We start from the raw sequence: 12877 nt of genomic DNA on the forward strand, positions 1-12877 counted from the left end.
CTCAGTTTCTGCTAACCTGTTTTACACCTTTCACTGTGCGTAGCTTTTTAATCAGTGCCTCCAGTCGTCCGGTGTCACTCACCATAATGGTCAGCGTGCCCGAGAAGAGTCCGTCGTTCGAATCAATTCCAATGGAACGCAGTGAGATGCCATTCTCTTTTGATATGATAGAGGTGATATTGGTCACAATACCGATGTCATCATGACCCACTACACGGAGTGTGATCGGATATTGAGTACCTTCCGATTTTCCGGCCCAGCGTGCTTTGACAATACGGTATCCGAAACGTTCGCGCATCTGTCCCGCATTGGGGCAGTCGTTGCGGTGAATCTTGATACCTCCGGATACAGTGACAAATCCGAATACGTCGTCTCCATATATGGGGTTGCAACATTTGGCCAACTTGAAGTCCAGTCCTTTCAGGTTTTGGTCAATGACGAGTACATCCTCTTTAGTGACAGTGGTTTCGTCTATCTGGTTTTGCAGGTTGTATTCTTCGGCACTGCGGTAGATCACTTCATCACGTTCACCGTCCCGTTTCTGTTGTTCGATGTATTTATCCAGAATGTCGTTCACGTCAAGCACTTCGTCGGCAATATTCTGATAAAACTCTGTCACATTCTTGAATCCCAGGCGTTTGATCAGACGCATCATTACTGCTTCGTCATATTCCATCTTCCGGTTTTTGAATTTCCGTTCCAATGTTTCTTTGGCGAAATCGTGCTGGCGTGCTACCATTTCCTTCAGGGCCTGGCGGATCTTCGTACGGGCTTTTGAGGTAGTGACAATGTTCAGCCAGTCCTGTTTCGGAGTCTGTGTGTTCGATGTCATAATCTCTACCTGATCTCCGCTATTCAACTTTTGTCTCAGCTGTACATTTTTACCGTTCACCTTTGCACCGATGCACTTACACCCCAATTTGCTGTGAATGTGGAAAGCGAAATCGAGTACCGTAGCTCCTTTTGCCAGTTTGAAGAGGTCTCCTTTCGGCGTAAACACAAATACCTCGTCTTCATACAGATCCAGTTTAAACTGATCCATCATTTCTAGGTCGTTTTCTGTATTCTCCAATGCTTCGCGTATTGAAGTCAGCCATTCGTCCAACCCGCTTTCACCTTTCACGCCTTTGTATCTCCAATGTGCGGCCAGTCCGCGCTCGGCTATCTCGTCCATACGTTCCGTACGGATTTGCACTTCGACCCATTTTCCTTCCGGCCCCATTACAGTGATGTGCAATGATTCGTAACCATTGCTTTTGGGAACCGACAGCCAGTCACGCAGACGTTTCGGATTAGGTTGATACATATCCGTCACAATGGAGTAAGCCTGCCAGCATTCCTGCTTTTCTTTTTCGAACTGGGATTCCAGAATGATACGTATGGCAAACAAGTCATACACGTTTTCGAACTGGCATTTCTGTTTCTTCATTTTCTGATAGATGGAATGAATGGATTTGGTGCGTCCTTTCATGTGAAAATGCAGTCCCGCTTCCTCCAGTTTCCGTTGTATCGGAGCGATGAAGTTGGCAATATAACGGTCACGTGACTTTTTCGTTTCGTTCAGTTTCTCTTTGATGTGGTAATAAATGTCATGTTCGGTGTACTTCAATGACAAATCTTCCAGCTCCGATTTCAGTTTATACAATCCCAGTTTGTGAGCCAACGGAGCGTACAGATAGGCGGCTTCATTAGCCACTCGTCTGCGGGCCTCGTCATTCTCGGCATCCTTTATTTGCCGCATCACGTTTACACGGTCGGCAATCATGATCAGGATCACACGCATGTCTTCGGCAAAAGACAACAACAGGTTACGGAAATTTTCCGATTCGATAGTCGGACTCTTATCGTAAAGGTCATTAATCTTAATGAGTCCCCGGATAATTCCGGCTACATCTTCACCATACTCCTGTTGAATATATTCTATTGTATACGAGTGACAACGCACCGGTGTGTGTAACATGATACCCAGAATAGATGCCCGTTTCATACCGATTTCTTCGGCCACGATTACAGCAGTCTGCATATCTTTGATGACAGGATTCAGACCGAAACTGTCCCTTTGCATCGCATTGTTCTGTGTGGAGTCGATAAGGTGCTTTTTCAGCTTTCTGCAGTCTCCTTTTTGTAAGGTTTCTCCGGTGAGGCGCAGTAGTTTTTTGTATAGTGAGAACAATAATTCTCTCTCTTCTTTCGTAAAGAATTCATCTCTTTCCATAAGCAGCTCAAATTTATCGTCGGTAAAGATAGTTTTTTTCCGGGTTTTGTAGGGTGTCCTCTTCCTTTTTTTGTATTTTTGGGCATGAATTAATAAAATTAGATAGTATGATAACACCTGAAGACAAAGAATTGCTTGCCCAAAAAGGCATTTCGGAAGTACAAATCGCTGAACAGTTGACTTGTTTCCAAAAAGGCTTTCCTTATTTGAAATTAGATGCTGCCGCATCTGTAGAAAAAGGTATTCTGGCTCCCGATGCCGAAGAACAGAAAGCTTATCTCGCAGCCTGGGATGCTTATACCAATTCTGACAAAACGATTGTAAAGTTTGTACCCGCTTCGGGTGCTGCCAGCCGTATGTTCAAAAATCTTTTTGAATTTCTGGATGCTGACTATGCTGAGCCGACTACAAAGTTCGAACAAACGTTCTTTGCCTCAATTGAGAAATTTGCTTTCTATGATGATCTGAATACTGCTTGTATGAGGATAGAAGGTAAAGACATTCCCGGTTTGATTGCAGACGGCGACTACAAGGCAGTTGTTTCAGGATTGCTGAACGTAGCGGGATTAAACTATGGTGCACTTCCGAAAGGTTTGCTCAAGTTCCATAAGTACGAAGAAGGCTCACGTACTCCGCTTGAAGAACATTTGGCGGAGGGTGCTATGTACGCTGCCGGTAAAAGCGGAAAGGTGAATGTCCACTTTACTGTTTCAACCGAACATCGTGAACTCTTTAAATCATTGGTAGCCGAGAAAGCCGATGCCTTTGCCAAACGTTATGGAGTAGATTATAATATTAGTTTTTCCGAGCAGAAACCAAGTACCGATACGATTGCGGCTGATATGGAAAACCAGCCTTTCCGCGATAATGGCAAGCTTTTGTTCCGCCCCGGTGGTCATGGAGCACTGATTGAGAACCTGAACGATTTGGATGCGGATGTGATTTTTATTAAGAATATAGACAATGTCGTTCCGGACAGATTAAAAGGTGATACGGTGCTTTATAAGAAATTGATTGCCGGTGTACTGGTATCCCTCCAGAAGCAGGCTTTTGAATATCTGGAACTTTTGGATAGCGGTCGTTACACACACGAACAGGTAATGGATATTCTGCAATTTGTGCAGAAGAAACTTTTCTGCAAGAATCCAGAAACAAAGGATCTGGAAGATGCTGAATTGGTCATCTATCTGAAGAATAAATTGAACCGCCCGATGCGTGTTTGTGGTATGGTGAAGAATGTGGGTGAACCGGGTGGCGGTCCGTTCCTTGCTTATAACAGTGACGGAACGATTTCATCGCAAATCCTTGAAAGTTCACAGATCGATATGAATAATCCGGAAGCTAAAGAAATGTTTGAGAAAGGTACCCACTTCAATCCGGTAGATTTGGTTTGTGCGGTACGTGATTACAAAGGACATAAGTTTGATCTGGTAAGATACGTGGATAAAGCCACAGGCTTCATATCTTATAAGTCGAAGAGTGGTAAAGACTTGAAAGCTCTTGAGCTTCCCGGCTTGTGGAATGGTGCCATGAGTGATTGGAGTACGGTATTTGTGGAAGTACCACTTTCTACATTTAATCCGGTGAAGACGGTAAATGATCTGTTGCGTGAACAACACCAATAGTCGAGGGAGAAATAAAAAGGGATGTCAATTGACATCCCTTTTCTCTTATTCTATTGCTTATCAGATCAGTTTCTTGGTAAAGCTTCTTTTACTACCATCGGACGACCGGCATATTCTGCTCCGTTCAATTCTTTAATGGCATTGCTGGCTTCTGAAGATTCCGGCATTTCAACAAAAGCAAAACCTTTAGATCTTCTTGTTTCGCGATCTGTGATCAGTTTTACTGATTCTACTGTTCCATACTCTTCCATAACTTGTCTCAAATCTGACTCCTTAACATTATAGCTAAGATTTCCAACGTACATATTCATAAATATACAAAAATAAAAAATTAATAAAATAACAATAAAGCTTTAGGAAGTGTAAATCAGAAATGAAAGTTCTCAATGCGAACATTGAGGAAATACATGTGAGAGTTAGACCAATAAAAACCTCTTATTGTTTGGTTTTGCAAAGTAAGGCATTAATTCCGGATAATATGCTATATTCGGTTCTTTTCATCCTTTTAAATATTCTTTTTTGTGTAATTAGACCAATAATTAACACTTTGTTTTGGCCACCCATTCTTGTATTTGTCTCTATATTAGAAATTATTTTATGCCGTTTATGAAGTTAACATCCTGTTGTATACGATGTTAATAACGTAATTATACGAAGTTAATATCGTAAAGTCGAGAAGTTAACTTCCTGCAAATACGATATTAACTTCGTATAATCCCTTTCTATGTGTGCTTTAAGTGGTTGAAAATCAGTGATGTTCTATGAAGTGAAAATACTCCATTCTTCTTTTAGGAGGAGAGTTTTCTCTTGAATATGTTTTGCAGACCTTTTACTTGTTAATCATTTTTTATACTGTTCCCTTTTTCTTTCCTTTATTGCAATCATTTAGTAGCTCGTTCGGGATTTATTGGAAGAAAAGTAGTATTTTTGCGTCATTATATCTTAAAATATTCAATCATGAAGAAAATACTTTTACTCGGATCGGGCGAACTGGGAAAGGAGTTTGTAATTTCTGCTCAACGTAAAGGTCAATACACCATTGCTTGTGATTCGTATGCCGGAGCACCTGCTATGCAGGTAGCCGATGAATATGAAGTTTTCGATATGCTGAACGGTGAAGAACTGGAGCGTATTGTAAAGAAACACCGGCCGGATATTATCGTCCCCGAAATTGAAGCCATCCGCACGGAACGTTTATACGATTTCGAGAAGGAAGGCATTCAGGTAGTGCCGAGTGCCCGTGCAGTGAATTATACCATGAACCGCAAAGCCATCCGTGATTTGGCCGCTAAGGAATTGGGGCTGAAAACTGCGAAATACTATTATGCCAAATCGTTGGAGGAATTGAAGGAAGCTGCTGCGAAGATAGGTTTTCCCTGTGTTGTGAAGCCTTTAATGTCATCATCGGGCAAAGGGCAGTCGCTGGTAAAAAGTGCTGCTGAGTTGGAGCATGCCTGGGAGTATGGTTGTAGCGGCAGCCGCGGAGATATTCGTGAACTGATTATTGAAGAGTTTATCAAATTCGATAGTGAAATAACTTTGCTCACGGTAACTCAGAAGAATGGTCCGACACTATTTTGTCCGCCTATCGGACATGTACAGAAGGGAGGAGACTATCGTGAAAGTTTTCAGCCCGCACACATTGACCCGGCACATCTGAAGGAAGCGGAAGAGATGGCTGAAAAAGTAACCCGCGCATTGACCGGTGCCGGATTATGGGGAGTTGAATTCTTCCTGAGTCATGAAAATGGGGTTTACTTCTCAGAACTGTCTCCGCGTCCGCACGATACAGGAATGGTAACATTGGCGGGAACACAAAACCTGAATGAATTTGAACTTCACTTACGTGCCGTATTAGGATTACCCATTCCGGGTATAAAGCAGGAGAGAATAGGAGCGAGTGCTGTTATTCTTTCACCGATTGCCAGCCAGGAACGTCCGCAGTATAGAGGCATGGAGGAAGTTACCATAGAAGAGGACACCTATCTGCGTATATTTGGTAAGCCATATACACGTGTGAATCGCCGTATGGGGGTAGTACTCTGTTATGCTCCGAACGGTTCTGATCTGGATGCTTTGCGTGATAAGGCAAAACGAATAGCTGATAAAGTAGAGGTATATTAAATACGGAGGTTTCTTTCTGAAAATCCAATAACAGGTCTTTGTCGCTTAAGAGGTGGCAGAGACCTGTCTTTTTATTAGTCTATGCCTCTGTCTTTTTCTGCTCTTTTGCAATTGTTAATACTCTGCCCGGTTAAGTCTGCAGAGACCGAAAAATGACTCTCAAACACAACTCTCTTTTATCAATATAAAACTCGTTGCATGTTGTACTATCTAACATTTGACTAATTGACTGAAAACACTATAGGTACTTGAAAACTTGATAGGTCGCCTTGTTAGATTGAGAACAGTGCCTATTTGCCTGAACATGCTTTGTATAACAGTAAAAAGGGCACTAATAATGTTCATTTTCACGCTGCTGTAAGTTTAATGAATGTTATCTAAAGAGAAAATATAGAAAAATAGTACAACGGGAAAAAAAAGTTTCTACATTTGCGAAGTTGTTTGTTTAACTATCTGTGTGAACAAAACCGAATATCGAACGTTATGTTAATAGTGAAACTGGTAAAAACGCGACTTACCATGCTATAACGCTTTAGAGTATTAGAAGAATAATATATAAAAAGATTGCTTATGTCACAGATTATAGGACATATCTCTCAGGTAATTGGCCCTGTGGTCGATGTGTATTTTGAAGGTACAGAATCGGACTTGATATTGCCAAGTATCCACGACGCATTGGAGATAAAAAGGCACAACGGCAAAAAGCTGATTGTAGAAGTACAACAACACATTGGTGAAAATACTGTTCGTACCGTGGCCATGGATAGTACCGACGGCTTACAACGCGGGATGAAGGTATTTCCTACAGGAGGTCCTATCACAATGCCGGTAGGTGAACAAATCAAAGGACGTTTGATGAACGTAGTCGGCGATTCTATTGACGGAATGAAAGAACTCAATCGTGAGGGTGCCTATTCCATTCACCGTGATCCCCCCAAATTTGAAGATTTAACCACCGTACAGGAAGTGTTGTTCACCGGAATAAAGGTGATCGACCTGCTTGAACCTTATTCAAAAGGAGGTAAAATTGGTCTGTTTGGTGGTGCCGGAGTAGGTAAGACGGTACTTATTATGGAACTCATCAATAACATTGCAAAGAAGCACAATGGTTTTTCCGTATTTGCCGGGGTAGGAGAACGTACCCGTGAAGGTAATGACTTGCTTCGTGAAATGATTGAATCGGGTGTAATCCGTTATGGAGAGGCTTTTAAAGAAAGTATGGAAAAAGGACACTGGGACCTTTCGAAAGTAGATTATAACGAAGTAGAGAAATCGCAGGCTACATTGGTGTTCGGACAAATGAATGAACCTCCCGGTGCACGTGCTTCGGTTGCGCTGTCGGGACTGACTGTTGCCGAATCTTTCCGGGATATGGGGGCCAAGTCGGGTGCCAGGGATATCTTGTTTTTCATTGATAATATTTTCCGTTTTACTCAGGCAGGATCCGAGGTCTCAGCTTTGTTAGGACGTATGCCTTCTGCCGTAGGTTATCAACCTACATTAGCTACGGAAATGGGTGCTATGCAAGAGCGAATCACTTCAACCAAGACGGGCTCCATCACTTCGGTGCAGGCTGTATATGTGCCGGCTGACGACTTGACCGACCCTGCACCGGCAACCACCTTTACTCACTTGGATGCAACAACTGTATTGAGTCGAAAAATCACTGAACTCGGAATTTATCCGGCTGTAGACCCGTTGGAATCTACTTCTCGTATCCTTGACCCACATATTGTGGGGCAAGAGCATTATGATGTGGCTCAGCGTGTGAAGCAGATTCTGCAACGAAACAAGGAATTGCAGGATATCATTTCCATCTTGGGTATGGAGGAACTGTCCGATGCCGATCGTTTGGTTGTGAACCGTGCGCGCAGGGTACAACGTTTCCTGTCTCAGCCGTTTACTGTAGCCGAACAGTTTACCGGTGTGCCGGGAGCAATGGTCTCTATTGAAGACACCATCAAAGGGTTTAAGATGATTTTGGACGGTGAAGTGGATTATCTGCCCGAACCGGCATTCTTAAATGTAGGTACGATAGAAGAAGCTATTGAAAAGGGTAAGAAGTTGCTTGAGCAAGCCAATAAATAAAATAAGGAATCATGAAAGAACTGCATTTGAATATTGTATCGCCGGAAAAGGAGGTATTTGATGGTGAAGTGAAGAGTGTTACTCTTCCGGGAACCAGCGGAGTATTTTCCATTTTGGCGCAGCATGCGCCGATTGTCTCTTCTCTGCAAGAAGGAACAGTCAGTTACACGACAACGGATGGCGAAGAACATACGTTGGATATTCACAGCGGTTTTGTGGAGCTAAGTAACGGAGAAGCTTCCGTTTGTGTATCCTGACCTTGATCCACACAAGAACCTGTTTTTACTATGAATATGAGCATTACAAAACGCAATTTCCTGAGTTATCTTACCATTTTGACTCTTGTCGGAGGTGGGTTGGGAGCTTTGGTTTTGCATTATCTTGAGCCCGGACACTATTTCGGAGGTTATCCGTTGATACCGGTATACTTTTATATATTCGGTGTATTTTACATTTATATGTTTGATGCCTGCAGGCGTCATGCACCGGACAAGATGGTGATGCTTTTTTTGGTAGCAAAGGTTCTGAAGATGATTATATCAGTCTTTCTGTTGATAATCTACTGTGTGGCTGTGCCCGATTCTGCTGTGGAATTTCTGCTGACATTTCTGGCATTCTATCTGGGCTACCTTATATATGAAAGCTGGTTTTTCTTCGTTTTCGAATGGAATCAGAAACTAAAAAAGAAATCAAAAAAATATGAAACAGTTGCGTAACATAGTTACCGGAATGTTGATCCTGATAGGAGGTATGTTGCCTGTTATGGTCTCTGCACAAGAGCCTGTGGAGGGCGATACCGCCACTGCTTTACAGCAAGAGATTATTGTGGGGAAAGACACAATCAATCAGGAGGCAAATCAGGTAGATGTAAAAGGCATTGTATTCGGTCATATCGGCGACTCCTACGAATGGCACATCACAAATATAGGAAAAACCTCTATCTGTATTCCATTGCCGATTATCGTATATAGCGAAACTTCGGGTTGGCATGCTTTTTTGTCATCGCGCCTTGAAGAGAATGACGGTAAATACGAAGGATTCTATATCGCTCCTGCCGGAAGCAGGTACGAAGGCAAAATTGTAGAACGTAATGCGGCGGGAGAAGAGGTTCGACCATGGGATATTTCTATTACTAAGGTTACTTTATCTCTATTTATCAATAGTGCTATCTTATTAATAATCATCCTTAGTGTGGCGCATTGGTATCGTAAGCGTGAACAGGGGACTTATGCCCCTGGCGGATTTGTCGGTTTTATGGAGATGTTTATTATGATGATCCATGATGATGTGATTAAGAGTTGTGTAGGGCCTAACTATAAAAAGTTCGCTCCTTATTTGTTGACAGCCTTTTTCTTTATTTTCATCAATAACATCATGGGATTGATACCGATTTTCCCGGGAGGAGCGAATGTGACCGGAAATATCGCTATAACGCTGGTATTGGCTTTATTTACATTTGTCATCGTTAATATATTCGGGACGAAACACTACTGGAAAGATGTTTTCTGGCCCGATGTTCCCTGGTGGCTGAAAGTGCCTATACCCATGATGCCATTTATCGAATTTTTCGGTGTATTTACGAAACCGTTCGCATTGATGATCCGTTTGTTTGCCAATATGTTGTCCGGACACATGGCTATGTTGGTTCTTACCTGTTTGATATTTATATCGGCAAGTATGGGGCCTGCCATTAACGGTTCGCTTACGGTGGCTTCGGTGCTGTTCAACATCTTTATGAATTTGCTCGAAGTGTTGGTTGCCTTTATTCAGGCCTATGTGTTTACAATGTTATCGGCTGTATTTATCGGACTGGCTCAGGAAGGCGGTAAAAAAGAAGAAGTAAAAGAATAATATAAACCATTTTAAAACTGAAAATTATGTTACTATCAGTATTATTGCAAGCTGCTGCTGCAGGAGTAGGATTGAGTAAATTGGGAGCTGCCCTCGGAGCTGGTTTAGCTGTTATCGGAGCAGGTATCGGTATTGGTAAGATTGGTGGCTCGGCCATGGAAGGTATTGCACGTCAACCGGAGGCATCGGGAGATATTCGTATGAATATGATTATTGCTGCTGCTTTGGTAGAAGGTGTGGCATTGTTGGCATTGGTTGTTTGTCTGTTAGTACTTTTCTTATAATAAACAAAGAAGATTATGTCATTGTTACTACCCGATAGTGGCCTGATATTCTGGATGCTCCTTTCTTTTGGAATTGTATTCGCGGTATTGGCTAAATACGGCTTCCCCGTCATCATTAAGATGGTGGAAGGCCGTAAAACCTATATCGACGAATCATTGGAGGTAGCCAGAGAAGCAAACGCCCAGTTGTCACGACTGAAAGAGGAGGGCGAAGCTATTGTGGCTGCCGCTAATAAGGAACAGGGACGTATCATGAAAGAGGCTATGCAGGAACGTGAGAAAATTATTTACGAGGCCCGCAAACAAGCTGAAATAGCTGCCCAGAAAGAACTGGACGAAGTGAAACGACAGATTCAGATTGAAAAGGAAGAAGCCATACGCGATATTCGTCGTCAGGTAGCTCTTCTATCTGTGGATATAGCTGAGAAAGTTATTCGTAAGAATCTGGCTGATAAACAAGAGCAGATGGGAATGATAGACCGCATGCTTGATGAAGTATTAACGAAGAACTAAGAGAAAATGGAAGTCGGAATAATTTCAATGCGGTATGCGAAAGCTCTGATGGCTTATGCGGAAGAGAGAGGAGCGGAAGACAGGCTATATCATGAACTTGTCACGCTGGCACACAGTTTCCGTACAGTGAAGGGATTTTGTGCCGTACTTGATAATCCCATTGTTTCTGTTGACGAAAAGTTCAGTCTGATCTGTACGGCAGCCGATGGAGACAATAAACCGAGTGAAGAGTTTATTCGTTTTGTCCGTCTGGTACTCAAGGAGAGAAGGGAGACTTATCTGCAATTCATGAGTCTGATGTATCTGGATCTTTACCGGAAGAAGAAGCATATTGGTGTAGGTAAACTGATCACTGCTGTCCCGGTAGATAAGGCTACTGAAGAGCGTATCCGACAAACTGCTGCACATATTTTGCATGCGTATATGGAGTTGGAAACAGTGATCGACCCTTCTATAGAAGGTGGCTTTGTTTTCGATATTAACGATTACCGACTTGATGCCAGTATCGCTACACAGTTGAAGAAAGTGAAACAACAGTTCATTGATAAGAATCGAAGAATTGTATAATTAGTGAAAAATTATGTCTGAAAATATAAGAGTAAGCGAAGTATCTGAGATTCTGCGCCAACAGCTTGAAGGAATCGAGACCAAGGTGCAGCTTGATGAAATCGGTACGGTGCTGCAGGTGAGTGATGGTGTGGTACGTATTTACGGTCTGCGCAATGCCGAGGCCAACGAACTGCTTGAGTTTGATAATGGTATCAAGGCCATTGTTATGAACCTGGAAGAAGATAATGTGGGTGCCGTCTTGCTCGGACCTACGGATAAGATCAAGGAAGGTTTCACAGTGAAACGTACCAAACGAATCGCTTCTATCCGTGTGGGAGAAAGTATGTTGGGACGCGTTATCGATCCGTTGGGAGAACCGTTGGACGGAAAAGGATTGATCGGCGGTGAACTCTATGAAATGCCTTTGGAGCGTAAAGCTCCGGGGGTAATCTATCGTCAGCCGGTAAATCAGCCGTTGCAAACAGGTCTGAAAGCAGTTGATGCAATGATTCCTATCGGTCGTGGACAGCGTGAGTTGATTATCGGTGACCGGCAGACGGGAAAAACATCGATAGCTATTGATACGATAATAAACCAGCGTAGTAATTACGAAGCGGGCGATCCGGTATATTGCATTTATGTAGCTATCGGACAGAAAGGATCTACAGTGGCTTCTATTGTGAATACTTTACGCCAATATGGTGCGATGGATTACACTATTGTAGTAGCTGCCACAGCCGGAGATCCTGCTGCACTTCAATATTTCGCTCCGTTTGCAGGGGCTGCTATCGGTGAGTATTTCCGTGATACCGGTCGTCATGCGTTGGTGGTTTATGATGACTTGTCCAAACAGGCGGTATCTTATCGTGAAGTATCTTTGATTCTCCGTCGTCCTTCCGGTCGTGAAGCTTATCCGGGTGATATCTTCTATTTGCATTCCCGTTTGCTGGAACGTGCAGCCAAGATTATCAATCAGGAAGAGGTGGCTCGTGAAATGAACGACTTGCCCGAGAGTCTGAAAGGAAAAGTGAAAGGCGGAGGTTCACTGACAGCATTGCCTATTATCGAAACACAGGCCGGAGACGTTTCTGCCTATATTCCGACTAATGTGATTTCCATTACAGACGGTCAGATATTCCTTGATACGGATTTATTCAATCAAGGTAACCGTCCGGCTATCAATGTCGGTATCTCAGTTTCCCGTGTGGGAGGTAATGCTCAGATTAAGGCTATGAAAAAAGTGGCCGGTACGTTAAAAATAGACCAGGCGCAATATCGTGAACTGGAAGCATTCTCCAAATTTAGCGGAGACATGGATCCGGTTACCGCACTGACCATTGACAAAGGACAAAAGAATGCCCGTTTATTGGTTCAACCTCAATATTCTCCGATGCCGGTAGAGAAGCAGATTGCGATTCTCTATTGTGGTATCAACGGATTGCTGAGAAATGTTCCACTGGATAAGGTAGAAGACTTTGAGGCGGCATTTCTCAATACACTCGCTCTCGATCATCAGTCGGATGTACTGGACGTATTGAAGACAGGAGTAATCAATGATGAAGTAACGAAAGCGATTGAGGAAACAGCAACGATGGTTGCGAAACAGTTTAGTTAATTATAAACCATAA

Annotated in this window: 12 protein-coding genes; 10 read left to right on the top strand and 2 right to left on the bottom strand. The window is 42.9% G+C overall.

Translation table 11 applies throughout. The features are described 5' to 3' along the window. Position 1 precedes the first annotated feature (1 nt). Positions 2-2215, bottom strand: a complete 2214-nt coding sequence (locus G7Y45_RS12755; protein ID WP_005805717.1) for a bifunctional (p)ppGpp synthetase/guanosine-3',5'-bis(diphosphate) 3'-pyrophosphohydrolase — start codon at positions 2213-2215, stop codon at positions 2-4. A gap of 107 nt (positions 2216-2322) precedes the next feature. On the opposite strand from G7Y45_RS12755, the gene G7Y45_RS12760 reads away from it, so the two are divergent. Further along, positions 2323-3840: a DUF4301 family protein gene (locus G7Y45_RS12760; protein ID WP_165014710.1), complete on the top strand. Its 1518-nt coding sequence runs from the start codon at positions 2323-2325 to the stop codon at positions 3838-3840. A gap of 65 nt (positions 3841-3905) precedes the next feature. Here G7Y45_RS12760 and G7Y45_RS12765 read toward each other — a convergent pair whose 3' ends face one another. Continuing rightward, entirely contained in the window at positions 3906-4151 is a 246-nt protein-coding gene (locus tag G7Y45_RS12765; protein ID WP_005777507.1) for an RNA-binding protein, read from the bottom strand. 646 nt (positions 4152-4797) lie between these two features. On the opposite strand from G7Y45_RS12765, the gene purT reads away from it, so the two are divergent. The 9 genes from purT (at position 4798) to atpA (ending at position 12864) form a co-directional block, all read left to right on the top strand. Continuing rightward, positions 4798-5964, top strand: a complete 1167-nt coding sequence (gene purT, locus G7Y45_RS12770) for a formate-dependent phosphoribosylglycinamide formyltransferase (RefSeq protein ID WP_005777515.1) — start codon at positions 4798-4800, stop codon at positions 5962-5964. 570 nt (positions 5965-6534) lie between these two features. After that, positions 6535-8052 carry a F0F1 ATP synthase subunit beta gene (gene atpD / locus G7Y45_RS12775; protein WP_005777517.1) on the top strand — a complete coding sequence of 506 codons (1518 nt, stop codon included), beginning with the start codon at positions 6535-6537 and terminating at the stop codon, positions 8050-8052. A gap of 11 nt (positions 8053-8063) precedes the next feature. Then, a complete protein-coding gene (atpC, locus tag G7Y45_RS12780) occupies positions 8064-8309 on the top strand; it encodes an ATP synthase F1 subunit epsilon (protein WP_005805723.1) in 246 nt (81 codons plus the stop codon). 30 nt (positions 8310-8339) lie between these two features. Continuing rightward, complete coding sequence (locus G7Y45_RS12785) at positions 8340-8768, top strand: hypothetical protein (RefSeq protein WP_005777520.1); 429 nt, start codon at positions 8340-8342, stop codon at positions 8766-8768. Continuing rightward, positions 8752-9903, top strand: coding sequence for a F0F1 ATP synthase subunit A (gene atpB, locus G7Y45_RS12790; protein WP_165014713.1), 1152 nt, complete (start codon positions 8752-8754; stop codon positions 9901-9903). Before G7Y45_RS12785 ends, atpB begins: the two co-directional genes overlap by 17 nt. Positions 9904-9929: 26 nt before the next feature. Then, the gene (atpE, locus tag G7Y45_RS12795) at positions 9930-10187 is read left to right on the top strand and encodes an ATP synthase F0 subunit C (protein ID WP_005777530.1); all 258 of its coding nucleotides are present in this window, start codon (positions 9930-9932) and stop codon (positions 10185-10187) included. Positions 10188-10202: 15 nt separating this feature from the next. Continuing rightward, on the top strand, positions 10203-10700 hold the full coding sequence (gene atpF / locus G7Y45_RS12800) for a F0F1 ATP synthase subunit B (protein ID WP_005777532.1): 498 nt from the start codon (positions 10203-10205) through the stop codon (positions 10698-10700). A gap of 6 nt (positions 10701-10706) precedes the next feature. Further along, entirely contained in the window at positions 10707-11267 is a 561-nt protein-coding gene (locus G7Y45_RS12805; protein ID WP_005777534.1) for a F0F1 ATP synthase subunit delta, read from the top strand. Between the two features lie 13 nt (positions 11268-11280). Next, positions 11281-12864 carry a F0F1 ATP synthase subunit alpha gene (gene atpA / locus G7Y45_RS12810; RefSeq protein WP_005777536.1) on the top strand — a complete coding sequence of 528 codons (1584 nt, stop codon included), beginning with the start codon at positions 11281-11283 and terminating at the stop codon, positions 12862-12864. Positions 12865-12877: the final 13 nt, after the last annotated feature.

It is taken from the genome of Bacteroides sp. ZJ-18, assembly GCF_011038705.2.
GTDB classification, from domain to species: Bacteria; Bacteroidota; Bacteroidia; order Bacteroidales; family Bacteroidaceae; genus Bacteroides; species Bacteroides hominis.